Here is a 25,080-nt window from a genome sequence, read left to right on the forward strand (position 1 = left end):
TACATAGGATCGCGAACGGCGTAGGAGCTGCCGAAGGCTGCGATCTTTTGGGAGCACCGGATAAATAATGGTCATACGCTGCGCCCCGGTTCACGGCTGATGTCCTGTCCGTCTTCGAGCAACGTCGAGCACGCTCGCACGCGTCGGCCGTCGCCCAGCCGAACCCAGCAGTCCTGACAAGCGCCCATCAGGCAAAACCCGGCGCGCGGTTCAGCGCTGAAATCGCTGCCGCGCAAGTGATCGCTACAGGTCAGCACCGCGGTCAGCAGGGTATCGCCGAGCAGGCCGCTGGCCGGTACGCCATCGAGGGTAAAGTTCACGGCCGGGCGGTCGCCCTCGGCCAGTCGTTTCAGCAAAGCCATGGCGCCCTCATTGTTTACCCACCAGCACCCGATCCAGGCCGTATACCCGGTCCAGCAGAATCATCGTCAGCGCCGTCAGCCCGATCACCAGCGCAGACACCGCCGCCATCATCGGGTCGATGGATTCAGTGGCGTACACGTACATCCGTACCGGCAAGGTTTGCGTGGCCGGCGAGGTGACGAAAATCGACAGCGTCACCTCGTCGAAACTGTTGATGAACGCCAGCAGCCAGCCACCGGCAACCCCCGGCAGAATCATTGGCAACGTGATCTGGCGGAACAGCGTGAAGCGCCCGGCGCCCAACGATTGCGCCGCGTGCTCGGCGCTGCGATCCAGGCCAATCGCCGACGCCAGCACCAGCCGCAACACATACGGCGTGATCACCAGCACGTGGGCGAAGATCAGCCAGGTGAAGCTGCCGTTGACCCCCATCAGCGCGAACAGGCGCAGCAATGCAACCCCCAGCACCAGGTGCGGAATGATGATCGGCGACAGAAACAGGCCGTTGAAAAAATCCCGGCCGGGAAACTCGAAGCGGGTGATCGCCAGCGCCGCCGGCACCGCAATCAATGTCGCCAGACTGGCCGCGGTGAACGCCAGGATCAGGCTGTTGTAAAACGCATCGACAAAGTCTGCGCGCTCGAACACCGCGCGGAACCAGCGCAGGGAAAATTCGGTGGTCGGCAGACTCAGGGTGTTTTCCGGGGTGAAGGCGACGAGACACACCACCACCAGCGGCGCCAACATGAACACCACCACCAGGGTATGGAACAGCAGGGCGAAAGGACCGTTCTTGGACATGACGAGTTATCCCAATGACTTCTTGTAGCGGCCTTCGATCATCCGGTTCCAGGACAGCATGATCAGCAGGTTGAGCAACAGCAGCGCGACGGCGATGGCCGCGCCCATCGGCCAGTTGAGCTCCGACAGGTACTGGTCGTAGATCAGCGTCGCGACCATTTTGATCCGGCGTCCGCCGAGCAGGCCGGGGATGGCGAAGGAGCTGGCGGCGAGGCCGAATACGATCAAAGTGCCGGACAACACGCCAGGCATGATTTGCGGCAACACCACTTTGCGCATCACCGTGAAGTGACTGGCGCCCAGCGACATCGCCGCTTGCTCGGCGGCCGGGTCGAGTTTTTGCAACGAGGTCCAGACCGGAATGATCATGAACGGCAGCATCACGTGGACCAGCGCAATCACCACCGCGAACGGCGTGTAGAGCAGTTTCACCGGCGAGCCGCCGAAGGCTTGCAAGGTCTGGTTGACCAGGCCGTCGGCACCGAGCAACAGGCTCCAGCCGAAGGCGCGCACCACCACCGAAATCAGCAACGGCGTGAGGATCAGAATCAGGAAAATCGAACGCCACGGCGCGCCCATGCGGCTGAGGATGTAGGCCTCGGGTACGCCGATCACCACGCACAGCAGGGTGGTCAGGGCACTGATCCAGAAGGTGCGCAGGAAGATTTCGTAGAAGTACGGATCGCCCAGCAGGCTGCTGTAATGGTCGAGGGTGTAAGCGTCGCTGTTGATCCCCGAGCTGTAGTCGAAAACGTTGAATGACAACACCAGCGTCAGCAGCAACGGGATCACCAACAGGCAGACGTACAACGCCAGGGCCGGCGCCGACAGCCAATAACCCTGACGTCCCTGGCGCACGGCGGTGAGCGTACTCATGCCGACACCTCGTCGACGCTCAGCACTCGCAGCAGCGCCGCGTCCCAGTCGAGGCCGACCGGCGTGCCTTCATTCATCGGTGCCGAGCCATCGTTGCGGCGCACTACGCTGAGTTCGCCGAGGGCCGTTGAAACGCTGTACAGCCATTGGCTGCCGAGGAAGAAGCGGCTGACGATGTGGCCTTGCAGGCGACCGTGGCCGGCGTCTCGCAGGTCGATTTTTTCCGGGCGCAGGCTCAGGGTCAGCTCACCACCGCTGCTGACTTGCACAACGCCAGCGCTGTCACGCTGACCGGGCAGCAGATTGGCCTTGCCGACGAACCCGGAAATGAACTCGGTGCGCGGGTGTTCGTAAAGGGTGTACGGCGCGTCGATCTGGGTGATGCGCCCGGCCTGCATCACCACCACGCGGTCACTGATGGACAGCGCTTCGGACTGATCGTGGGTGACCATCAACGTGGTGATGCCGACTTCGCGCTGGATGCGGCGGATCTCGAACTGCATCTCTTCGCGCAGATTCGCGTCGAGGTTCGACAGCGGCTCGTCGAGCAACAGCACCGGCGGCTCGATCACCAGGGCGCGGGCCAGTGCCACACGCTGGCGCTGGCCGCCGGACAGTTCCCGTGGGTAACGCTCGGCGTGCTGATCCAGGCGCACCAGTTTGAGCACCCGATCCACCCGTTGCTGCAACTCGCCATTGGGCACTTTGCGCATGCGCAGGCCGAAGGCGACGTTGTCCTTGACGGTCATGTGCGGGAACAGCGCGTAACTCTGGAACACCACCCCCAGGCCACGGCTGGCGGGTTTGGCGTGGGTGATGTCGCGACCGTCGAGCAGGATGCGCCCGCTAGTGACTTCGACGAAGCCGGCGATCATTTGCAGGGTGGTGGTTTTGCCGCAGCCGGAGGGGCCGAGCAGAGACACGAACTCGCCTTTCTCGACCGAGAGGTTGGTCGCAACGACAGCATCAATCGCGCCGTAACGTTTGCCGAGTCCTTCAAGTTGCACAAAAGCCATAACTGCGCTCCACCTGAGATTGTTATACGCGGCCTGAGGTCGCGCTTTTTTGTATGGGCAGATACGAAAGGGTGTCGCGGGGTGCGTTGGCGCTCGACGTGGGTCGGCTGCCGCTGTTGTTCGAATCGCCCCTGTGGACGCAGATTAGGACGAAGACTAGGATGGGCTCAATGGTCTATTTCACTGAAGCGATGGTTATTTTTAGATTCATTCAATGAGTAAATTAATTGTCGAGAAATAACATGAATGATTCCACTGAGCGGAATGAAAACAAAAATGAAGTCGGTGTCGGTGCGGTCTCGAGGCTGTTCGCTGTGCTGCGCAGTCTGGGTGACACCGTCGAGGGTGGGGAGCGCGTGACGCAACTGGCACAGCGCATCGGTTTGTCGCAACCGACCACGCACCGCTTGCTGCGCAGCCTGATGGACGAAGGCATGGTCGAGCAGGACGCACGCAGCAAACGCTATCGCCTGAGCCTGGAGTTTTTTGCCCTGGCGGCCCGCGCCGGCAACAGCGGAAACTTGCGCGAACTGGTGCGACCGTCGCTGCTGCGGCTATCCGCCTCGCTGGGTGATTCGTTGTTCTTGCTCGCGCGCTGTGGTTTTGATGCGATCTGCCTGGACCGCAGTGAAGGGCCGTTCCCGATTCGCACCTTTACCGGCGACATTGGCGGGCGCGTGGCGCTGGGTGTGGGCCAGGGCAGCCTGGCGATTCTGGCGTTCTTGCCGGAGGAAGAGCGTGAAACGGTGATTCATTACAACCTGCCACGGCTGAAGGATTTTCACCTGTACGACGAAGTGTTCCTGCGTTCGGAAGTCGAGAACGTGCGCGCGCTCGGTTACGCCGGGCGTAACACCGGGGTGTTGCAAGGTATGGCCGGGGTGGCGGTGCCGATTCTGGATCGCGAAGGGCGGGCGGTGGCGGCATTGAGTGTTGCCACCGTGAGTGACCGCCTGGGGCCGGATCGCTTGCCGACGGTGGTCGAGATGCTCAAGCGCGAAGCGGCGCTGATCGGGCCGCGAATCAATCCGTTTGATCCGTTGCTGAGGCGGCCTTCGCAGGTGTTTGGACAGGGGTAATCACCCTCTGCAAGCCCACTCAAATCCCTGTGGGAGCGGGCTTGCCCGCGATGACGGTGGTACATCCAGCATGGGTAGTGACTGACAGATTGCTATCGCGGGCAAGCCCGCTCCCACAGGTTTCGAGGTGGGGTCAGAATTGCGCGGTTTGTTTGAGCATCTGCGCTGCCGGCGTATCGCTCGGGCTGACCATTGCATAGTTGTAACCGCCGCCCGACCAATACTCGGCCTGCAACTCGCCGTCACTGCGACTGCCTCTTGGCAACATGAAGTTTTTCGGCCCCGGCGGGCGCACGTAGAAGCTGACTTTATGCCCGCTCCGGTCCTCGTAAACCACCATCGCCGCCGGCCCTTGCTCGGTACTGAGCAAGCGCCCGCTGACCGGATTGAACCCTGCCCCGGACAGGTCCGGCAAGCGATTAGCCTGGGTGAAATAACGGTCGAGCCAACCCTGCATATCGCCATCGTCACTGACCTTGTAATCAGCCGGCAGAAAGCCCTGCTGGGCAAACAGCCGATAGGCCTGCATCGCATCGGCCATCGGCGCCGCGGCGCTGAGAAGGGTCATCTCCCGCGCCTGCCAACCACTGAACCCGCCGATGCTCACGGCGATCAGTAACACCGCAGCGCTGGCCAGATGGCGCCGCGATTGGCGTTTGAGGCGCTGGCGAATCAGTGCCGGGTCGAGTTCCGGATTGGCCGGTTGCTGCAACGCGCCGCCGAGTGCGGCGCGCAGGTGTTGGGCATCCTGCTGCCAGGCGCGAACCTGTTCAGCCATGGGCGCGTTACTCGCCAGAAAAGTCTCAACCAGATGTCGGTCGTCGTCGTTCAGTTGGTGGTCCACATACGCGTGCAGGTCACGTTCGCTGGGGGGCATGCTGATCATTTGAGTCTCCGCAGGGAAGGGCGGGTGATTTCGCCGTCGCTGAGTTGGCGCAAGGCCTGACGGGCGCGGGACAGACGCGACATGACGGTGCCGACGGGGACGTCGAGGATGTCGGCGACCTCCTTGTAACTCAGTCCTTCGACCGACACCCAGAGCAGCAATGCGCGCTGCTCGGTGCCGAGTTGATCGAAGGCCTGCAAGGTCGATTGCGCGATCACGGTGCGTTCCACCGATGGCTGGGTGTCGTCCCGCCCGGTGAAGAACTCGAGCATCCGCGCATAGCGCCGGGAGCGCCGGTGGGCGTCGAGAAATTGCCGATAGAGAATCGAAAACAGCCAGGCACGCAAGTCGCCCTCGGGGCGTTTGTCACTCCACCGCGACAGCGCCCGCTCAAGGCACGACTGCACCAGATCGTCCGCGTTGCTGGGGTTGCGCGTCAATGACACGGCAAACCGGCGCAATCGGGGAATGATTTCTCTCAGTTGTTCGTCAATATCATTCATGAACTGCTGTCTAGTCACTACGCTGTGGACTAGGAAGACGCCCGACACCCGAGGTTATTCCACGCCTGAAAAAATAAATACCGCGCCATGGAATAAACCTTCGTGCGGTTCGTCTGCTTGATCCTTCTCACTTGTGGCCGCTGGCCCTGGAGTCTTTCATGGTAGATCGCTCATCACCGCCCACCCGGCCGCCCTTGAGTGGCGCGAGCCTGACGTTGCGTCTGGCCGGCATTGCCGTGGTAGTTGCCGCCATGGCCGGGGCATTTGCCTACGTCAATGGCACCTTTGACCCACAGCGTCTGACGCCGAAAAAGCTGATCAATGTGCTGGAAACCAACAACGGCGTGCACCCCGGTTTTCGCCGCAATCACTCCAAGGGCGTGTGCGTGATCGGGCACTTCGAGAGCAGTGGTGAAGCGCGCAGCTATTCCAGCGCTCAAGTGTTCAATGATGCGCGGACCCCCGTGGTCGGACGCCTCGCGTTGCCCGCGGGTAATCCGTATGCGCCGGACAGCAGCGTGCCGATCCGCAGCCTGGCGCTGCGCTTCACCCAGGCCAACGGCCAGCAATGGCGCACCGGGATGAACAGCATGCCGGTGTTCCCGGTGGGCACGCCCGAGGCGTTCTACCAGTTGCAACAAGCCCAGTCGCCGGACCCTGCCACCGGCAAACCGAACCCGGCAGCGGTGCCGGCGTTCTTCGGTGCACACCCCGAAGCCGGGCCGTTCCTGGCCTGGATCAAGACCGCCAGGCCGTCCGCCAGTTACGCGACGGAAACCTACAACAGCGTCAATGCGTTCTACCTGGTCAACGCCGCCGGACAACGCCAAGCGGTGCGCTGGAGCATGGTTCCGCTGGCTCAGGATGCAGCAGGCGCCACAGCGCCGGAGGGCGGAGATTTCCTTGAGAAAGACCTGGTTCAACGGATTTCCGCCGGTCCGTTGCGCTGGCAGTTGAACATCACCCTGGCCGACGCCGGTGACCCGGTCAACGACGCCAGCAAGGCCTGGCCCGACGGCCGCAAAGTGGTGAACGCCGGCACGCTGGTGCTCGAAAGCACCCAGCCGCAGCTCAATGGCGAATGCCGCGACATCAACTACGACCCGCTGGTATTGCCCGCCGGCATCGAAGGTTCCGACGACCCGCTGCTCGCCGCTCGCTCAGCCGGTTACGCCAGTTCCTACTTGCGCCGCACCAGTGAAGTCAGCCAGTTGCCTGCCGCTAAAAAGGAGGCTCAACAATGAGCGCTCAACCGAATCACTTCGCCCCCTTGGCGCGACTGCTGCACTGGCTGATGGCGGTGATGATCATTGCCATGCTGTTTATCGGCGCGGGGATGGTCGCTTCTGTATCAGAGCGTCATGAATGGCTGATCAATCTGCACAAACCGTTGGGCATCGCCATTCTGCTGCTGGTGATCGTGCGCCTGGTCGTGCGCTTTTCTACCCGGCAACCGCCGCTGCCGGCGGACTTGCCCGGTTGGCAGGTACTGGCGGCCAAGGCTTCGCATGTCTTGCTGTACATCTTGATGTTTGTCTTGCCGCTGCTCGGCTGGGCGATGATTTCGGCGGCGGGCGATCCGGTGATGCTCAGCAGTTCGGTGCAGTTACCCTCGATCCTGCCGGCGAATGCGCAGGTGTTTGCGTTCCTGCGCAAGGCTCACGGGTATCTGGCTTATCTGCTGTTTTTGACCGTATTGCTGCATCTGGCGGCGGCGTTGTTTCACGGTTGGGTGCGGCGCGATGAGGTGCTGGACAGCATGTTGCGGGGCAGGGATCGCGCTTGATCCTGAATGACTTCACGATGAAAAGATCGCAGCCTCCGGCAGCTCCTACGCGGGCATGATTGCGTAGGAGCTGCCGGAGGCTGCGATCTTTTCAATTTGTCTCTCATTCAACGCACGGTATCGATCATCTCGGCAACGGTGGTCAACACATCCTTGCCCAATTGCTTCGAACGCTTGCCCGACCAGCCTGTCAACGCATCCGGCTTGTCGTTGTTGTCCTTGAACGGCATTTCCAGGGTCAGCGACAGGCAATCAAACTTCTGACCGACGCTGTTGCACGCCAAGGTCATGTTGGCTTTGCCTGGTTCGTCGCGGGTGTAGCCGTACTTGGTCTGGAAGTCTTTGGTCAGGTGCTTCAGATGGCTGCGGAAGTGCTCTTCGAGTTTTTCGATTCGCGGCGTGTAGCCGGGGTTGCCTTCGCAACCGGCGGTGAACACGTAAGGGATTTCTTCATCACCATGCACGTCGATGAACAGGTCGACGCCATACTTTTCCATTTGCTGCTGTACGAAAAACACTTCCGGACTGACTTCCGGACTGGCGCTCTGCCACGCGCGGTTGAGGTCCTGGCCCATGGCGTTGGTGCGCAGATGCCCGTGGAATGCACCGTCCGGGTTCATGTTGGGTACAAGGTAAAGATCGGCGCTGGTCAGCAGTTTGTTCAGCACCGGATCGTCGTGTTTTTCAAGGCGCTCGATCACGCCTTCCATGAACCATTCGGCCATGTGCTCGCCGGGGTGTTGCTGGGCGATGATCCAGACCTTGCGCTGACCCTCAGCGCCCGTGCCTTTGCGCAGTAACTGAATGTCGCGACCTTCGACGCTTTTGCCGGTGGCCAGCAGCTCGGTGCCGGCCTTGGTCAGCGCCTGTTCGATCAACCAGTCATGGCGACCACGGCTGTAGGGTTCGAAATAGGCAAACCAAGCGTGGGTGGCGGTGGCTTCGAGGCTGAAACGCAGGCAGTCGCCTTCGAAGATGGTCGGTACGCGGAACCAGTTGACGTGATCGTAGGACGCCACTGCCTGATAACCGTCCCAGGCCTTGTTATACGAAGATTTGCTGGCGTTGTTCAGCCGGAACCAATGCTCCTGACCGACGTGCAAACCACTGGCCTTGAAGTGAAACCACTGAAAATGCTGGCTGCGGGTGTCGGGTCTGATCGCCAACAGCGCTTGCAGCGGGTTGCTGATATCCAGTACTTCAATGTTGCCGCTGTCGAAGTTTGCACTGATGTCGAAGGAGGATTTAGCCACGGTCATAGTCGATTCCTGAATATGATTTTTATGGCTGTCACTTTACACGCTGGTGAGGGAAAAACCGGGGGAAATTGCGGGGGAAAAGGGGGGCGTCCTCCTTGACGCCGTGGCAGCTTAGAGAGTGTGCGATTGATTCTCAAGTGCTATTTTTCGTTAGTTTGGCCCAATGTTGCCGGGCTTCTCTTGCCAACCGATATTCTTTTGATATTATCCGCGCCATCGAATTTGCAACACGAAAAGACTTCATTAGCCTGAAGGTCAAGCCAGATTAACTGGCAAAAAAAGACCCGGCAAAAAGCCGGGTCAAAAACCGTGATTAGCCTGATGAGGAGATAGTCCAGGAGACCGACCTAAGGTCACTTGGACAATCGACTGATCTCGCGACCAGCTGCATGCAATAATAATCATTCTCGTTTGCAAGTCAAACGATTTTATCGGCGCGATTGGAAAAGTCTTCTGCGCGCCCGCCGAAATGTTCTTCCTGTCTTAAGCGTGCTGGCCCCCGTCGAGGGATCGATCCAGTAACGCCTTGGCCATATCAATCATGTGAACCGTCGAAAACGCCAGATCCCGGTGGCTACCGTGCAGATGGCTGGCTGACTCGTAGGCCGTGGCGGCGGCGCAACGCAACAGCTCGGTCGCACGCACCAGCGCTTCCTCGCTGCTGACCTTGCGATTCACTTCAAAGAAACGTTCTTCTTCTGCCTCGTCGGACACCGTTGGTTTCAAGTAGTAATCCAGCGCCCGCTGGGCAGCGGCCGAGCCTTTTGGCGAGGTGAGGGAGGTGTCGATTTGCAGGTCAAGCAGTTCGAGATTGGGGAGGGTCATGGCGCTGGCATACTCCGTGATAGATTCAGATCCGTAAATCCATCCTAGTACGAACTGTATTTGTCACCAGAATTTAAATACTACAATTTGTGTTTTGTCGGCGCGGAGGCGCCCACGTATCGTGCCGCACATGGATAAATGGATTGAATTGGTCAAGGCCAAGATGAGTGAACTCAATGTCACTCAAGAGATACTCGCCGAGCGCCTGGGGATGTCCCAAGGCGGCATCGGCCATTGGCTGAACAAACGTCGCCAGCCTGGCATCGATGACATGAACCGGGTGCTGCACGCGCTGGGCCTGGATTTCCTCGAAGTGGCGCTGGTCATCCGGGAGCCCGACGCTTCGACGGACGAAAGCCAGGATCTGCTGACAAAATACAACCCGTACTTCCGCTACCCGGTCAGCGACTGGCGAGCAAGCTGTGAGGTGCGCGATGGCGAAGCGACGGCGTATGACCCGGCACGATTCGAACTGACCGATTACCACGCTCAGGGCGCGGCGTTCTGGTTGCGGGTAACGGGCGATGCAATGACGGCTCCGAGCGGTGTCAGCATTGCCGAAGGCATGATGATTCTGGTGGACCCGGCGATTGTCCCGGAGCCTGGCAAACTGGTGATCGTCCAGTGGCCGGATAGCGCTGAAGCGATGTTTCGCAAGCTGATCGAAGAGGGCGGGCAGCGTTATCTGGTCCCGCTCAATCCGACGTATCCGAAAGCCCTTTACACTGACGCCTGCCGAATCATCGGCGTAGTGGTTCAGGCAACGGCCAGATTTTGATCAGACCGGTCCTCGCAATGCGTAGGACCGATCTTCATTTCAGGCTTCTTCCAGCTCCACCAACGCACTGCCTTCGCTGACCATCTCGCCTTCCTGGCAATACAGCGCCTTGATCACCCCGGCGTGTGGCGCACGGATGCTGTGCTCCATCTTCATGGCTTCCAGCACCACCAGTTGCGCCCCGGCTTCGACCGTTTGCCCGGCCTCCACCAGCACTCGCACGATGCTGCCGTTCATCGGCGCAGTCAGCCCACCTTGATGGCTGTGGCTGGCTTCGACCGCACTGATCGGGTCGTAGGCCTCGATGCGGCGCAACTCACCGTCCCATTGCAGATACACCATGCCACCGCGACGGATTGCCCGGTGCTGGCGACGCACGCCGTCGTGCTCGGTCAGTAACTGCTCACCCTTGAGTTGCGCGCTACTCACCTCGCCCAGTGTCAACGCACGGTCCTGGCCTTCGCAGCTCAAATGCAGGGTGATTTCCTTCGGCAGTCCGACGCGCAAACCGTTGTTGATACCCCACGGCGAACCCGGGTCATCGGCGCGGAGGGTGCTCGGCTGGCTCTGGGCAAACGCCTGTGCGGCCGCGTGCCAGAATTCATCGCTGAGGTCCGAGGGCGCCGGCAGCAGTTGTTCCTGATACCGCGGGATAAACCCGGTATCCAGTTCGGCCGCTGCGAAGGCAGGATGGCCGATGATCCGCCGCAGAAAGTTGATGTTGGTCTTGAGCCCGCCGATGGCGAATTCATCGAGCATGCTCAACAGGCGCAAACGTGCCTGCTCACGGTCTTCACCCCAGGCAATCAGCTTGCCGAGCATCGGGTCGTAGAAGGGCGAAATCTCGTCACCTTCCTCGACACCACTGTCGACCCGGCGCCCCGGTCCTTCGGCGGATTCGCGATACAGTTCCAAACGCCCGGTGGCCGGCAGGAAATCATTGCCCGGGTCTTCGGCGTACAGCCGCACTTCAATCGCATGCCCGATCAATGGCACCTGTTCCTGAGTCACCGGCAGCGCTTCACCGCGCGCTACGCGAATCTGCCAGGCCACCAGGTCGAGGCCGGTAATGGCTTCGGTGACCGGGTGTTCGACTTGCAGCCGCGTGTTCATCTCCATGAAGAAGAACTCACCGCGCGCATCCAGCAAAAACTCCACGGTGCCGGCGCCGACGTAGCCGATGGCCTGTGCCGAACGCACGGCGGCTTCGCCCATGGCGCGACGCAGTTCCGCACTCAGGCCCGGCGCGGGTGCTTCTTCGACGACTTTTTGGTGCCGACGCTGAATCGAGCAGTCACGTTCGTTGAGGTACAGGCAGTTGCCGTGCTGGTCGGCGAAGATCTGGATTTCCACGTGGCGCGGTTTGAGCAGGTATTTCTCGACCAGCATCCGCGAATCGCCGAACGAGGATTGCGCTTCCCGCTGGGCAGAGGCCAGGGCTTCGGCCAGTTGACTGACCTCCTCGACCACTTTCATGCCTTTGCCGCCACCGCCCGCCGTCGCCTTGAGCAGCACCGGATAGCCAATGCGTTCGCAGGCGTCGCGGAAGGTGTCGAGGTCTTGCGCCTCGCCGTGATAGCCAGGCACCAGCGGCACGCCGGCGGTTTCCATCAAAGCCTTGGCGGCGGATTTGCTGCCCATGGCGTCGATGGCCGAGGCGGGCGGGCCGAGGAAAATCAGGCCTGCCGCTTCAATCGCCCGGGCGAACCCGGCGTTCTCCGACAGAAAGCCGTAACCCGGATGAATCGCCTGCGCGCCGCTGGCCTTGGCGGCGGCGATCAGTTTGTCGATTTGCAGATAGCTGTCAGCGGCTTTGCTGCCACCGAGGTCGACGCGGATATCCGCTTCGCGGCTGTGCCGGGCTTCGCGGTCGGTGGCGCTGTGCACGGCGACCGTGGTCAGGCCCAGGGCCTTGGCGGTGCGCATCACCCGGCAGGCGATTTCGCCACGGTTGGCCACCAGCAGAGAGGTAATAACAGGTGCGCTCATCAACGCGGCTCCTTGGGAGTGATTGCGGCTTGCCAGCTTGGCGGGCGTTTTTGCAGAAAGGCGCGCAGGCCTTCCTGACCTTCGGGGCTGACGCGAATGCGCGCGATGGCATTTTCGGTGTAGCGCCGCAGCGCCGGGGTCAGCGCGCCGTTGCCGACTTCACGCAGCAAGTCCTTGCTTACGCGCATGGCAGCCGGGCTGTTGAGCAGCAAGTTGTCGATCCATTGTTCGACTCTCTGTTCCAGCTCAGCGGCTGGATAATGCTCCGACAACAGGCCGATTTCCCGCGCCCGTTGCCCGCCGAAGCGCTCGGCCGTCAGGGCATAACGACGTGCCGCACGTTCACCGATGGCTTGCACCACGAACGGGCTGATCACGGCCGGCGCCAGGCCGATGCGGACTTCCGAGAGACAGAACTGCGCGTCATCGGCGCCGATGGCCATGTCGCAGCAACTGATCAGGCCCAGCGCGCCGCCGAACGCCGCGCCTTGCACCACGGCCAGGGTGGGGATTTTCAGTTTCGCGAGGTTGTACATCAACTCCGCCAGTTCCCGGGCGTCGTCCACATTGGTCTGGTAATCGAGTTCGGCCGACTGCTGCATCCACGCCAGGTCCGCGCCGGCACTGAAATGTTTGCCGCGTCCGCGTACCAGCAAAAATCGCAGGCTGGCATCGCTCGAGACCTTGTCGAGCGCGAGGATCAGTTCACGGATCATCTCGGCGTTGAAGGCGTTGTTTTTTTCTTCACGACTGAGCCACAGGGTTGCGAAACCCCTGGGGTCGGTCTGCAGTTCGAGGGTGTTGAAGTCGCTCATATTCGTCCGTCTCCACGGCACTTGTAGGAGCGAGCTTGCTCGCGAAAGCGATATCGGTTTTACGATTGCTTCGCAATCGAACGGGAGCAAGCTCCCTCGCCACACAAGCTCGCTCCTACAAAATCTAATCACATCCGGAACACGCCGAAGCGGGTCGGTTCGATGGGCGCGTTCAGCGAGGCCGACAAGGCCAGAGCCAATACGTCGCGGGTCTGCGCCGGGTCGATGACGCCGTCGTCCCACAGCCGTGCGCTGGAGTAATAAGGGTGACCCTGTTCTTCGTACTGATCGAGAATCGGCTGCTTGATGTCAGTTTCCTGCTCGGCGCTGAAAACCTGGCCGCTGCGCTCCGCTTGCTCGCGTTTGACCTGGACCAGAACCCCGGCCGCCTGCTCGGCGCCCATCACCCCGATGCGCGCATTCGGCCACATCCACAGGAAGCGTGGATCGTAGGCCCGCCCGCACATGCCATAGTTGCCGGCGCCAAAACTGCCGCCGATGATCACGGTGAATTTCGGCACCTTGGCGCACGCCACGGCGGTCACCAGTTTCGCGCCGTGCTTGGCGATGCCGCCGGCCTCGTACTTCTGGCCGACCATGAAACCGGTGATGTTTTGCAGGAACAGCAAAGGAATGCCGCGCTGGCAAGCGAGTTCGATGAAGTGCGCGCCTTTCTGCGCGGCTTCGGCGAACAGGATGCCGTTGTTGGCGAGGATCGCAATCGGGTAACCGTGCAGGTAGGCAAAACCGCACACCAGCGTCGTCCCGAACAACGCCTTGAATTCGTCGAACACCGAGCCGTCCACCAGTCGCGCAATCACTTCGCGCACGTCGAAGGGTTGTTTGGCATCGGCCGAGACCACGCCGTACAACTCGTCGCTGGCGTAGAGCGGGGCAATCGGCGTGCGCTGCTGAACCTCGCCGAGCTTGCGCCAGTTGAGGTTGGCGATGCTGCGTCGGGCGATGGCCAAGGCGTGTTCATCGCTCTCGGCGTAGTGGTCGGCGACCCCGGAAATCTTGCAGTGCACATCGGCACCGCCCAGGTCTTCCGCGCTGACCACTTCACCGGTCGCGGCTTTCACCAGCGGGGGACCAGCGAGGAAAATCGTCGCTTGTTCACGCACCATGATCGCTTCGTCGGCCATCGCCGGCACGTAAGCGCCGCCGGCGGTGCAGGAGCCCATGACCACCGCGATTTGCGGAATGCCCATGGCGCTCATGTTCGCCTGATTGAAGAAGATCCGCCCGAAGTGCTCACGATCCGGAAACACTTCATCCTGACGCGGCAGGTTGGCGCCGCCAGAGTCCACCAGATAGATGCACGGCAGGCGATTCTGCTGGGCGATCGTCTGGGCGCGCAGGTGCTTTTTCACGGTCAGCGGGTAATACGAACCGCCTTTCACCGTCGCATCGTTGGCGACGATCATGCATTCGACGCCTTCAACACGGCCGATCCCGGCAATCACGCCTGCGGCCGGCACGTCTTCGCCGTACACCTCGTAAGCCGCCAGTTGGCTGATCTCGAGAAACGGCGAGCCTGGATCGAGCAGGCGATTGATCCGCTCACGGGGCAGCAATTTGCCCCGCGAAGTATGGCGTTCTTGCGCTTTCGGGCCGCCACCTTGCTGCACTTGGGCGAGCAGGGTGTGCAGGGCGTCGACCTGTTTGAGCATCGCCGCGCTGTTGCTCGCGAACTCCGCCGAACGGGGGTTGAGCTGGGTATGCAGGATAGCCATGGACAGCTCCGTTTAGCGGGTTTCGTTGAACAGTTCGCGACCGATCAGCATGCGACGAATCTCGCTGGTGCCGGCGCCGATTTCGTACAGCTTGGCGTCACGCAACAGACGGCCGGCCGGGAATTCGTTGATGTAGCCGTTGCCGCCGAGAATCTGGATCGCGTCGAGGGCCATTTGCGTGGCGCGCTCGGCGCTGTAGAGGATCACGCCGGCAGCGTCCTTGCGCGTGGTTTCGCCGCGTTCGCAGGCTTGAGCCACGGCATACAGGTAGGCACGGCTGGCGTTGAGTTGGGTGTACATGTCGGCGACCTTGCCCTGGATCAGCTGGAATTCGCCGATGCTCTGGCCGAATTGCTTGCGGTCGTGGATGTAGGGAACGATCAGGTCCATGCACGCCTGCATGATCCCGGTCGGGCCGCCGGAGAGCACAACGCGCTCGTAGTCGAGGCCGCTCATCAGCACTTTCACGCCGCCGTTGAGTACGCCGAGAATGTTTTCTTCCGGTACTTCGACGTCATCGAAGAACAGCTCGCAGGTGTTGGAACCGCGCATGCCGAGCTTGTCGAATTTGTTGCTGCGGCTGAAGCCTTTCCAGTCACGCTCGACGATGAACGCGGTGATGCCGTGGGGGCCTTTTTCCAGGTCAGTCTTGGCGTAGATCACGTAGGTGCTGGCGTCGGGGCCGTTGGTGATCCAGGTTTTGCTGCCGTTGAGCACGTAGCGGTCGCCACGTTTGTCGGCGCGCAATTTCATCGAGACCACGTCGGAACCGGCATTCGGTTCGCTCATGGCCAAGGCGCCGACGTGCTCGCCGCTGATCAGCTTCGGCAGGTATTTGCTTTTCTGTTCGTGGTTGCCGTTGCGGTTGATCTGGTTGACGCAGAGGTTGGAGTGGGCGCCATAGGACAGGGCGACCGAGGCCGAGCCGCGGCTGATTTCTTCCATCGCCACCACGTGCGCCAGGTAACCCAGGCCAGCACCGCCGTACTCTTCCGGCACGGTAACGCCGAGCAGGCCCATGTCGCCGAATTTGCGCCACAGGTCGGCAGGGAACAGGTTGTCGATGTCGATCTGAGCGGCGCGCGGAGCGATCTCTTTGGCGACGAAGGACTGAACCTGATCGCGCAACATGTCGATGGTTTCACCGAGGGCAAAGTTCAGGGATGGGTAGCTCATGGGTCACCTTTTGGCTTTTTTGTTGGGCGGGGAGGGCAGCGATTTGGCTCTCACCTTTACGTTAACGTAAGCCTGTGACGAATGGCTGTCAATCACCCTTTACGTTAACGTCAACTTGAGCGAGAGTAGGACTGTTCTTACAGCCTAGCGTCGGACGTTGTGGCAAGGGAGCTAACTCCCTCACCATACAAGTCACGCTCCTACAATAAAGACAATAGGGGTCGTCATGGATCAACCCAGTGCAAGCCCGCAGCGCAGCTATACCCGTGGTTCTCAGGACAAAGCCCTGCTGGCGATGACTATCGGTCAAGCCTTCGACAACACTGTCGCGCAGTACCCGACCGGAGAGGCGTTGGTGGTGCGCCATCAGCAGTTGCGCTACACCTGGCAGCAACTGTCCGACGCCGTGGACCTGCACGCCAGAGCCTTATTGGCGCTGGGCTTGCAGACCGGTGATCGCCTGGGCATCTGGGCGCCGAATTGCGCCCAGTGGTGCATCAGCCAGTTCGCCAGCGCGAAGATCGGCGTGATCCTGGTCAACATCAACCCGGCGTATCGCAGTTCCGAGCTGGAATACGTGTTGAAGCAATCAGGCTGCCAATGGCTGGTCTGCGCGGGTGCTTTCAAGACGTCCAACTACCACGCGATGCTGCAAGGTCTTGTGCCTGAGCTGGCGGAGCAGTCCATCGGTCAATTGCAGAGCGAGCGCCTGCCGGACCTGCGCGGTGTGATCAGCCTCGATGCGCAGCCGCCCTCGGGTTTTCTGCCGTGGTCACAGCTGAGCGATCTGGCGGCCAGCCTCACTGCTGAACAGTTGCAGGAACGTCAGGACAGCCTGCACTTCGACCAAGCGGTGAACATCCAGTACACCTCCGGTACCACCGGTTTCCCCAAGGGTGCGACCCTCAGTCACTACAACATTCTCAACAACGGCTACATGGTCGGTGAAAGCCTTGGCCTGACCGCCAACGACCGGCTGGTGATCCCGGTGCCGCTGTATCACTGCTTCGGCATGGTCATGGGCAACCTCGGGTGCATTACCCATGGCAGCACCATGATCTACCCGAACGATGCCTTCGATCCGCTGCTGACGCTGACCACCGTTGCCGAAGAAAAAGCCACCGCGCTGTATGGCGTGCCGACCATGTTCATCGCCATGCTCGATCAGCCCAATCGCCGCGAGTTCGACCTGTCGAGCCTGCGCACCGGGATCATGGCCGGTGCAACCTGCCCGATCGAAGTGATGCGCCGGGTCATCAGCGAAATGCACATGAGCGAAGTGCAGATTGCCTACGGCATGACGGAAACCAGCCCGGTGTCCTTGCAGACCGGTCCGTCAGACGAACTGGAATTGCGCGTTACCACCGTCGGCCGCACCCAGCCGCAACTGGAAAGCAAAATCATCGACGAGGCGGGCAATCTGGTACCGCGCGGCATCATTGGTGAGCTTTGCACTCGCGGTTACAGCGTGATGCTCGGTTACTGGAACAACCCGCAAGGCACTGCCGAGGCCATCGATCAGGCCGGCTGGATGCACACCGGTGACTTGGCGAGCATGAATGAAGAGGGTTACGTGTGCATTGCCGGACGCAACAAGGACATGATCATCCGCGGCGGTGAGAATGTTTACCCGCGGGAGCTGGAAGAATTTTTCTTTACCCACCCGGCGGTGGCGGATGTGCAAGTGATCGGCATTCCGTGTTCGCGTTATGGCGAGGAAATCGTCGCCTGGATCAAATTCCACCCCGGCCACAGCGCGACTGAAGAAGAACTGAAGACCTGGTGCAAGGAGCGCATCGCCCACTTCAAGACGCCGCGTTACTTCAAGTTTGTGGAAGAGTTTCCGATGACGGTAACCGGCAAGATCCAGAAATTCCGGATGCGCGAGATCAGCATCGAGGAGCTCAAAGCGATGCCGTAGGAGCTGGCGAAGGCTGCGATCTTTTGGGCTTGGCGCAGAAGGTTCAGATCAAAAGATCGCAGGCTGCGCCAGCTCCTACGGGGATTTGTATCCATCTTCAGGCTCTTTCAGGAATCGCAGAAAGCACAAAGGGGAGCCGAAGCTCCCCTTTAATTTTGTCGTTGCGCGTGCTCTTTTTTTATTATTAAGGGGCGGTCTGTTTTTGTTTTTGGCAACCGTGACCCTTTACCGCTGTTTTTATCGATCCCCATCCGGGATCAAGAGCAAACGTATTTTTTTGAGCGCTGATTTGCTTTTTCGCTGAGCGATCCAACCAGTTCGGGAGCTACCTGAGGGTAGTTTTATTGTTCTCTGCCCGGTTGCGGGTTACTTCGAAAAGCACCCTGAAAAGCACACCTTCTCCAAAAAAATCTGTTAGCTGCGTCTCTGCCGTGTTGTTCTTGTTATGTCAGAGTCGTTTCGTCTTATTTTTATTGGTTTGCTGCTTTTTATTCTTGTTATGCCATAGAGATAGCAGAAGCCGTGCCAACTTTTAAAAACCCTTTAAATTCAAGAGGTTGAGTTTTTGTAGGATTTTTCATTCAGGAAAAATCCGACAATTTGTTTCCGTGTTACTCGCTTGCGCCCCACATTTTCGCCGCAGCGGTAACACCCTGTCACACCGGTGCAATCATTGTGCGTTACGCGCCTTGGCCACGCGCGAACCGGTGGGACGTCCCAGTACCGTGCAAATCTGCTGGCCGGCAACAATCAACGCGTCCAGGTCGATCCCGGTGTCGATACCCAGGCCATTCAACAGATACACCACGTCTTCGGTGGCCACGTTACCGCTGGCGCCCTTGGCATATGGGCAGCCGCCGAGGCCGGCGATGGAGCTGTCGAACACCGCGATGCCTTCGAGCAGGCTCGCATAGATATTGGCCATGGCCTGGCCGTAGGTATCGTGGAAGTGCCCGGCGAGTTTCTCCCGCGGCACATCTGCCGACACCACGTCGAACATCCTGCGCGTCGCGCCGGCAGTGCCGGTGCCGATGGTGTCTCCCAGCGAGACTTCGTAGCAGCCCATCGCATAGAGCTCGCGAGCCACCCGGGCAACCTGCTCCGGCGCGACGTTACCTTCGTACGGGCAGCCCAGCACACACGACACGTAACCGCGCACGGTGACGCCGTGTTGTTTGGCAGCCTGCATGATCGGCGCGAAGCGCTCCAGGCTTTCGCTGATCGAGCAATTGATGTTGCGTTGGGAGAACGCTTCGGACGCCGCGGCGAACACGGCGACTTCCTTGACCCCGGCGGCGATCGCATCTTCGAAGCCACGCAGGTTGGGGGCCAGGGCGCCGTAGGTCACGCCCGGTTTGCGCTGAATTTGCGCGAAGACATCGGCAGAGCCGGCCATTTGCGGCACCCATTTGGGCGAGACAAAACTGCCGACTTCGATATAGCCGAGGCCGGCAGCGGTCAATGCATCGACCAGTTGCACCTTGTCGGCGACACTGATCGGCCGGGCTTCATTTTGCAGACCGTCGCGTGGGCCGACTTCGACCAGGCGAACGTGGGAGGGAAGGGACATGGGAATGACCTTTTCTGTTTGTCTGGATGTTCACGCAACCCTGTGGGAGCGAGCCTGCTCGCGATGAGGGCATGACATTCAATAGAGATGTTGACTGACCGTCCGCCATCGCGAGCAGGCTCGCTCCCACAGTGGACGGGGTTTGCCCGTTAAACGACCACCTGACTCTTCATCGTCTGCTCCAGCGCCTGGGTGCAGCGCTCCTGCGCGGTGTCCAGTTCGAGCTTCATCTGTTCGATGTCGAGCATCTGCTGCTCAAGCTGTTCGCGGCGTTCGGAAATTTTGTTCAACATGGTTTGCAGCTGTTTCTGATTGCCGCCGGTGGGGTCGTAAAGCTCGATCAGCTCGCGGCATTCGGCGAGGGAGAAGCCGATGCGCTTGCCTCGCAGGATCAGTTTCAGGCTGACCTTGTCGCGAGGCGAATAAATGCGCTCCTGACCACGACGCTCGGGGCTGAGCAGGCCTTGCTCTTCATAAAAGCGAATGGCCCGCGTGGTGATGTCGAGCTCGCGGGCGAGATCGGAAATGCTATAGGTCTGGCTGCTCATGGGCGCGCTCGAGAAAGGTCATGGCGCTAAGCTAATGGCAGGTTGACGTTTACGTCAAGGGGGCGTGGTTCTTCGGTGTTCGTGCGGGCCTCTTCGCAGGCAAGCCCGCTCCCACAGAATTTTTTGGTGTTCACAAATGCCGTGCTCACTGGAGATCCCTGTGGGAGCGGGCTTGCCCGCGAAAAACGATGACGCGGTGCAAAGCCCTACACCTTGTCGAGCTTCTTCTCATGCGCCGTCACCTGCTGGCACAACTCGATCATCTGCTCGCGCATCCAGCGATTGGCCGGGTCCTGGTCGGTGCTCTCGTGCCAATACAGATGGGTCTCCACCGCAGGCACATCGTTGACCGGCAGGCTGAAGGCGTGCAGGTCGTTACGCCGGGCAAAGCGCTCCGGCACGGTCATGACCATGTCAGTCTGCTGCAACACTTGCGAAGCCATCAGGTAATGCTGCGACCGCAGGGCGATCTTGCGCTGGATGCCCATCTTCCCCAAGGCCAGGTCGACATGGCCCAGACCGCTGCGGCGGCTGGAGATATGGATATGGGTCAATGACAGATAGTCATCGAGGGAGAATTTTTCCTTGCCCGCCAGCGGATGCCCCTTGCGCATCGCACACACGTATCGGTCTTCCATCAACTTGACGTGCCGTACCTGCGGGTCGGTGTTGAGTGGCGCATCCACCGCGAAATCCAGCCGGCCCGCCGCCAGTTCCTTGGTGGTTTCACGGCGCTTGGACAGGAAACTTTCAATGATCACCGTCGGCGCCAGACGCCGCAAACGCTGGAACAGCGGCGGCAGGATCACTGCTTCGGTAAGGTCGGTCATGCTGATGCGGTAGGTCTTGACCGCCTGCAGCGGGTTGAAAATACGGCTTTCCTGCACCGACACCCGCAGCAGCGAGAGGGCGTTGCGCACCGGGCCGATGATGTTCTGCGCCATCGGCGTGGGCACCATGCCCTGGGCGGTCCGCACGAACAAAGGATCGTTGAAGGTCTCGCGCAGGCGCGCCAACGCGTTCGACACCGCCGGTTGGGTGATGCCGACAATCTGCCCGGCGCGGGTCAGGTTGGCTTCGGTGTAGATCGCGTCGAAGACGATGAAAAGGTTGAGGTCGACCTTGCTCAGATTCATTGCGCTGCACTCTTATTGTTGGGGCTTTTTGATCGGGCCGAGGGCCTTGGCAATCAGTCGATCATATATCGGTGATGAATGTTAATACACGCCGAGAATAGGCTAGGTAAATTTTCGTAGCTGTTCTAGCATCGATTGCATGACCTAAACAACCTCTCCCAAGAAGGTAGCTGCTCATGGATTTCGCTTATTCGCCCAAGGTTCAGGAACTGCGTGAGCGCGTGACCGCGTTCATGGACACCTACGTCTATCCCGCCGAAGCCGTGTTCGAGCGCCAGGTTGCCGAAGGCGACCGCTGGCAGCCGACGGCGATCATGGAAGAACTCAAGCTCAAGGCCAAGGCTGAAGGGCTGTGGAATTTGTTTCTGCCTGAGTCCGAGCTCGGCGCCGGCCTGACCAACCTCGAATACGCGCCTTTGGCAGAAATCATGGGCCGCTCGCTGCTGGGCCCCGAGCCCTTCAACTGCTCGGCACCGGACACCGGCAACATGGAAGTGCTGGTGCGCTACGCCAACGAAGAACAGAAACAGCGCTGGCTCGAACCGCTGCTGCGCGGCGAGATCCGTTCAGCGTTCGCCATGACCGAGCCGGACGTGGCTTCATCCGATGCCACCAACATGGCCGCCCGCGCCGTGCGTGACGGTGACGAATGGGTGATCAACGGCAAGAAATGGTGGACGTCGGGGGCCTGCGACCCACGTTGCAAGATCCTGATCTTCATGGGCCTGAGCGATCCTGACGCGCCGCGCCATGCGCAGCACTCAATGATTCTGGTGCCGGTGGACGCTCCCGGGGTGAAGATCGTTCGTCCGCTGCCGGTATTCGGTTACGACGATGCACCCCACGGCCACGCTGAAGTGTTGTTCGAAAACGTTCGGGTGCCGTACGAAAACGTCCTGCTGGGCGAAGGACGCGGCTTCGAAATTGCTCAAGGTCGCCTTGGTCCGGGCCGGATTCACCATTGCATGCGTTCGATCGGCATGGCCGAGCGCGCGCTGGAACTGATGTGCAAACGCGCAGTGAACCGCACGGCGTTCGGCAAACCGCTGGCGCGTCTGGGCGGCAACATCGACAAGATCGCCGACTCGCGGATGGAAATCGACATGGCTCGCCTGCTGACACTGAAAGCGGCGTACATGATGGACACCGTCGGCAACAAAGTGGCGAAGAGCGAGATCGCGCAGATCAAGGTTGTCGCGCCGAACGTGGCGTTGCGGGTCATCGACCGGGCGATCCAGATTCACGGCGGGGCAGGGGTTTCCAACGACTTCCCGCTGGCTTACATGTACGCGATGCAACGCACCCTGCGCCTGGCCGATGGCCCGGATGAAGTGCACCGCGCGGCCATTGGCAAGTTCGAGATCGGCAAGTACGTGCCGAAAGAAATGCTGCGCAGCCATTAATTGTAGGAGCGAGCTTGCTCGCGATGAACTCCCAGACACCGCGTTCATCCAGCAAGCACGCGTTATCGTTGACGATCATCGCGAGCAAGCTCGCTCCTACAGTAGCTGGGGGCATCAGTCGATTATTGGCAGCCCGTAAAACGCCCGTGCACATGCGGTGCTGTGGGCTGCCAGATCTTCCTCGCTTTCCCCGCGATGCAGCGCGACTTCGCGCAGTACTTCCGTCAGATACGCCGGCTCATTGCGGCCATTCTTTGGCTTGGGCCGCAAACTGCGCGGCAGCAGGTACGGCGCATCACTTTCCAGCATCAGCCGTCCGCGTTTGATCTCTTTCACCAGCGGATGCAAGTGTGTGCCCCGACGCTCGTCGCAGATCCAGCCGGTAATACCGATGTGCAAATCCAGGTCGAGGTAGCTGAACAGCGCCTTCTTCTCGCCGGTGAAGCAATGCACCACGGCGGCCGGGAGTTGATCGCGGTAATCCCGGAGGATTTCCAGCAAGCGCTGGCTGGCGTCCCGCTCATGGAGGAACACCGGCAGTTGCAGTTCGATCGCCATCTCCAAGTGTTGTTCGAGGACTTTTTCCTGTTGCGGGCGCGGCGAGAAATCGCGATTGAAATCCAGCCCGCACTCACCCACGGCCACCACGTTTGGCTCTTTGAGCAAACTGCGCAGACGCCGTGCACTGTCGGCGTTCCAGTCGCTGGCGGAATGCGGGTGAATGCCAGCGGTGGCGAACAGTCGTTGGCCCGTTTCATCCAGTTGCTGGCACAGTTCCAGCGCCTGTTCGCTGCCGTCAACGCTGGTGCCGGTCAATACCAATTGGCAGACCCCGGCGGCATAGGCGCGGTCGAGTACAGCCTGATGTTTGTCGGCAAAACCGGGGTTGGTCAGGTTGACGCCGATATCGATGAGTTGCATGGTGCTACCTCGGACCAAAGGCCGGAAAGCATATCAGAGCTGTAGATTTATAAGAAAAGCCAAGAACTACAACGAGTTAAAGCTGTCTTTTGATGCCGCGAGACAGGCTGGGGTGGTCACGGTGCCATCACTGTGCCAGTCTTTCGCACTTTGCCAGCGGTCATGGCGCTCTGTTTCTGTCGTTCGATTTCACGCTGTTTGTTGAATTCGGCCCAGTATTCTTTCCGGAGAGTGGATGATACGTCCCTCGATTTTGTTACTGCTGTGTGGTTCGTTGTTGCTGCCGATGCCGGCGGTTGCGCGTCTGGCCGGTCCGTTGCAAGCCGTGCCGGTCGCCAAGGTGCGCGACCTTCAGGAAATTCGCAGCAGTCGCGTGCTCAGGGTGTTGGTCAACCAGAGCCGCAACAGTTCCGGCGAGGTTCAGGGCCAGGCGATCGGCGTCGAATACCATCGCTTGCGTGCCTTCGAGCAGTACCTCAACGGCCATGCCCGTGACGGTCAGGCAGTCACCCTCAAGATCATCCCCCGAGCCAAGGATCAGTTGCTCGGTGCATTGCAACGGGGGGAGGGAGATCTGGTCGCGCCGGGGGAATTGCTCGACCTGCAACCGGGTTTCGCCGTCAGCACCAGCGAGCCTATCTCCAGCAATATCCCGCTGGTTCTGGTCGGGATCAAAGGCGAGAAACGCTACACCCGTCTCGAACAACTGTCCGGTAAAACCCTCGCATTGCCCACCGGCAGCGCCGCCGGGGATGCCATCAGTCAAATCAATCAAAAGCTCGCCCTGCGCAAACTGGCACCGGTGACGATCGAGTGGGTCGATCCTAGCCTCGCGGTCGAAGACGTGCTGGAGATGGTCCAGGGCGGCATCTTCCACCTGACCATCGTCGAGCAACCGATTGCCGAGCGCTGGGGCAAGATATTGCCCAAGCTGCGCTTTGACCGGCAGGTGCTCATCAGCGAGCCGGGGGAGGAGTTCTGGTTTGTGCGTCGCGACGCCTCGATGTTGCGCGCGAGCGTCAACCGCTTCCTCACCGGTTATAAAAAGCCCTCGGATCAGGACGTCGCATTCCTGCGGATTTATCGCCGTCTATATCAAGTCCACTACCCATTGGCCAAGGCCGATCGCCAGCGCCTGGAAAAACTGCGCCCGGTGCTGCAAAAGCATGCCGATGCCCAAGGCATGGACTGGCTCAACCTGGCGGCACTGGCGTTCAAGGAATCCGCGCTGCAACCTAATGCACGCAGCGGTGGCGGGCCCACCGGCCTGATGCAGATCACCCCGTCCGCGGCCCAGCGGGTCGGGGTCAATAACATCCAGAACCTCGATGCCAACGTGCAGGCCGGGGCCAAATACCTGGCGATGATCCGTCGCAAGTTTTTTGCCAGCCCCAAACTCAACGAGCGTGAGCGCATGGCGTTTGTGCTCGCGGCCTACAACATCGGACCGGAGCGGGTTCAGGGCATGCGCGCCGAGGCGCGGCGACGAGGCCTCAATCCAAATCAGTGGTTCTTTCAAGTCGAACGCATTGCCATGGAGCAGGTGGGAATGGGACCGGTCAGCTATGTTAATAGCGTGAACAAGTATTACCTGGCGTTCGATCGGGAGCGGGAGTCGTTGGAGCCCGAGGGGCAGAAGGTTGCCTCACGTAAATGATCGACTAAACTGATCGTTATGGCGGAATTATTGCGC

Annotated in this window: 23 protein-coding genes; 7 read left to right on the forward strand and 16 right to left on the reverse strand. The window is 60.4% G+C overall.

Annotated elements, in window-relative coordinates; translation table 11 throughout:
• Window positions 1–71: 71 nt before the first annotated feature.
• Genes F8N62_RS21720 through F8N62_RS21735 form a run of 4 tightly spaced genes read right to left on the reverse strand, consistent with a single transcriptional unit; the run spans window position 72 to window position 3,056 of the window.
• Window positions 72–362 (reverse strand): (2Fe-2S)-binding protein, encoded by a 291-nt coding sequence (locus F8N62_RS21720; protein WP_150712605.1) that lies wholly within the window; start codon window positions 360–362, stop codon window positions 72–74.
• Window positions 363–369: 7 nt separating this feature from the next.
• The gene (locus F8N62_RS21725) at window positions 370–1,164 is read right to left on the reverse strand and encodes an ABC transporter permease (RefSeq protein WP_150712606.1); all 795 of its coding nucleotides are present in this window, start codon (window positions 1,162–1,164) and stop codon (window positions 370–372) included.
• Between the two features lie 6 nt (window positions 1,165–1,170).
• Window positions 1,171–2,040: an ABC transporter permease gene (locus F8N62_RS21730; protein ID WP_150712607.1), complete on the reverse strand. Its 870-nt coding sequence runs from the start codon at window positions 2,038–2,040 to the stop codon at window positions 1,171–1,173.
• Entirely contained in the window at window positions 2,037–3,056 is a 1,020-nt protein-coding gene (locus F8N62_RS21735; protein WP_150712608.1) for an ABC transporter ATP-binding protein, read from the reverse strand. The genes F8N62_RS21730 and F8N62_RS21735 overlap by 4 nt, the downstream gene beginning before the upstream one ends.
• Before the next feature lie 242 nt (window positions 3,057–3,298).
• Here F8N62_RS21735 and F8N62_RS21740 point away from each other — a divergent pair, with 242 nt between their 5' ends.
• Window positions 3,299–4,135, forward strand: a complete 837-nt coding sequence (locus F8N62_RS21740; RefSeq protein WP_150712609.1) for an IclR family transcriptional regulator — start codon at window positions 3,299–3,301, stop codon at window positions 4,133–4,135.
• Between the two features lie 133 nt (window positions 4,136–4,268).
• Here the strand turns inward: F8N62_RS21740 and F8N62_RS21745 are convergent, their stop codons facing one another.
• Both F8N62_RS21745 and F8N62_RS21750 read right to left on the reverse strand, forming a co-directional pair.
• On the reverse strand, window positions 4,269–5,021 hold the full coding sequence (locus F8N62_RS21745; protein WP_150712610.1) for an anti-sigma factor family protein: 753 nt from the start codon (window positions 5,019–5,021) through the stop codon (window positions 4,269–4,271).
• Complete coding sequence (locus tag F8N62_RS21750; RefSeq protein ID WP_150712611.1) at window positions 5,018–5,524, reverse strand: sigma-70 family RNA polymerase sigma factor; 507 nt, start codon at window positions 5,522–5,524, stop codon at window positions 5,018–5,020. Before F8N62_RS21750 ends, F8N62_RS21745 begins: the two co-directional genes overlap by 4 nt.
• 158 nt (window positions 5,525–5,682) lie before the next feature.
• On the opposite strand from F8N62_RS21750, the gene F8N62_RS21755 reads away from it, so the two are divergent.
• A complete protein-coding gene (locus F8N62_RS21755) occupies window positions 5,683–6,768 on the forward strand; it encodes a catalase family peroxidase (protein ID WP_150712612.1) in 1,086 nt (361 codons plus the stop codon).
• Window positions 6,765–7,310: a cytochrome b gene (locus F8N62_RS21760; RefSeq protein ID WP_150712613.1), complete on the forward strand. Its 546-nt coding sequence runs from the start codon at window positions 6,765–6,767 to the stop codon at window positions 7,308–7,310. Before F8N62_RS21755 ends, F8N62_RS21760 begins: the two co-directional genes overlap by 4 nt.
• Window positions 7,311–7,417: 107 nt before the next feature.
• On the opposite strand, the gene F8N62_RS21765 is transcribed toward F8N62_RS21760, so the two are convergent.
• Entirely contained in the window at window positions 7,418–8,569 is a 1,152-nt protein-coding gene (locus F8N62_RS21765; RefSeq protein ID WP_150712614.1) for a M14-type cytosolic carboxypeptidase, read from the reverse strand.
• A gap of 483 nt (window positions 8,570–9,052) precedes the next feature.
• Window positions 9,053–9,394 carry a DUF6124 family protein gene (locus F8N62_RS21770; RefSeq protein ID WP_150712615.1) on the reverse strand — a complete coding sequence of 114 codons (342 nt, stop codon included), beginning with the start codon at window positions 9,392–9,394 and terminating at the stop codon, window positions 9,053–9,055.
• Window positions 9,395–9,524: 130 nt separating this feature from the next.
• Here F8N62_RS21770 and F8N62_RS21775 point away from each other — a divergent pair, with 130 nt between their 5' ends.
• The gene (locus tag F8N62_RS21775) at window positions 9,525–10,172 is read left to right on the forward strand and encodes a LexA family protein (protein ID WP_150712616.1); all 648 of its coding nucleotides are present in this window, start codon (window positions 9,525–9,527) and stop codon (window positions 10,170–10,172) included.
• A gap of 39 nt (window positions 10,173–10,211) precedes the next feature.
• Here the strand turns inward: F8N62_RS21775 and F8N62_RS21780 are convergent, their stop codons facing one another.
• The 4 genes from F8N62_RS21780 to F8N62_RS21795 form a co-directional block, all read right to left on the reverse strand.
• On the reverse strand, window positions 10,212–12,161 hold the full coding sequence (locus F8N62_RS21780) for an acetyl/propionyl/methylcrotonyl-CoA carboxylase subunit alpha (RefSeq protein WP_150712617.1): 1,950 nt from the start codon (window positions 12,159–12,161) through the stop codon (window positions 10,212–10,214).
• Complete coding sequence (locus F8N62_RS21785) at window positions 12,161–12,976, reverse strand: gamma-carboxygeranoyl-CoA hydratase (RefSeq protein WP_150712618.1); 816 nt, start codon at window positions 12,974–12,976, stop codon at window positions 12,161–12,163. Before F8N62_RS21785 ends, F8N62_RS21780 begins: the two co-directional genes overlap by 1 nt.
• Window positions 12,977–13,104: 128 nt before the next feature.
• Window positions 13,105–14,712, reverse strand: a complete 1,608-nt coding sequence (locus F8N62_RS21790; RefSeq protein ID WP_150712619.1) for a carboxyl transferase domain-containing protein — start codon at window positions 14,710–14,712, stop codon at window positions 13,105–13,107.
• A gap of 12 nt (window positions 14,713–14,724) precedes the next feature.
• Window positions 14,725–15,888, reverse strand: a complete 1,164-nt coding sequence (locus F8N62_RS21795) for an isovaleryl-CoA dehydrogenase (protein WP_150712620.1) — start codon at window positions 15,886–15,888, stop codon at window positions 14,725–14,727.
• A 226-nt stretch (window positions 15,889–16,114) separates the two neighbouring features.
• Here F8N62_RS21795 and F8N62_RS21800 point away from each other — a divergent pair, with 226 nt between their 5' ends.
• The gene (locus F8N62_RS21800) at window positions 16,115–17,809 is read left to right on the forward strand and encodes an AMP-binding protein (protein WP_150712621.1); all 1,695 of its coding nucleotides are present in this window, start codon (window positions 16,115–16,117) and stop codon (window positions 17,807–17,809) included.
• Window positions 17,810–18,479: 670 nt separating this feature from the next.
• Here the strand turns inward: F8N62_RS21800 and F8N62_RS21805 are convergent.
• The 3 genes from F8N62_RS21805 to F8N62_RS21820 form a co-directional block, all read right to left on the reverse strand.
• Window positions 18,480–19,379 carry a hydroxymethylglutaryl-CoA lyase gene (locus F8N62_RS21805; RefSeq protein WP_150712622.1) on the reverse strand — a complete coding sequence of 300 codons (900 nt, stop codon included), beginning with the start codon at window positions 19,377–19,379 and terminating at the stop codon, window positions 18,480–18,482.
• 149 nt (window positions 19,380–19,528) lie between these two features.
• A complete protein-coding gene (locus F8N62_RS21815; protein ID WP_150712623.1) occupies window positions 19,529–19,927 on the reverse strand; it encodes a MerR family transcriptional regulator in 399 nt (132 codons plus the stop codon).
• A 206-nt stretch (window positions 19,928–20,133) separates the two neighbouring features.
• A complete protein-coding gene (locus tag F8N62_RS21820) occupies window positions 20,134–21,063 on the reverse strand; it encodes a LysR family transcriptional regulator (RefSeq protein ID WP_150712624.1) in 930 nt (309 codons plus the stop codon).
• 176 nt (window positions 21,064–21,239) lie between these two features.
• On the opposite strand from F8N62_RS21820, the gene F8N62_RS21825 reads away from it, so the two are divergent.
• Window positions 21,240–22,466 carry an acyl-CoA dehydrogenase gene (locus F8N62_RS21825; RefSeq protein WP_150712625.1) on the forward strand — a complete coding sequence of 409 codons (1,227 nt, stop codon included), beginning with the start codon at window positions 21,240–21,242 and terminating at the stop codon, window positions 22,464–22,466.
• A gap of 114 nt (window positions 22,467–22,580) precedes the next feature.
• On the opposite strand, the gene F8N62_RS21830 is transcribed toward F8N62_RS21825, so the two are convergent.
• Entirely contained in the window at window positions 22,581–23,387 is an 807-nt protein-coding gene (locus tag F8N62_RS21830; protein WP_150712626.1) for a TatD family hydrolase, read from the reverse strand.
• Between the two features lie 235 nt (window positions 23,388–23,622).
• Here F8N62_RS21830 and F8N62_RS21835 point away from each other — a divergent pair, with 235 nt between their 5' ends.
• Window positions 23,623–25,044: a transglycosylase SLT domain-containing protein gene (locus tag F8N62_RS21835; RefSeq protein WP_150712627.1), complete on the forward strand. Its 1,422-nt coding sequence runs from the start codon at window positions 23,623–23,625 to the stop codon at window positions 25,042–25,044.
• The last annotated feature ends 36 nt before the right edge of the window (window positions 25,045–25,080 follow it).

Origin of the sequence: Pseudomonas fluorescens (assembly GCF_902497785.1) — a bacterium.
In the GTDB taxonomy this organism is placed as follows: domain Bacteria; phylum Pseudomonadota; class Gammaproteobacteria; order Pseudomonadales; family Pseudomonadaceae; genus Aquipseudomonas; species Aquipseudomonas fluorescens_BO.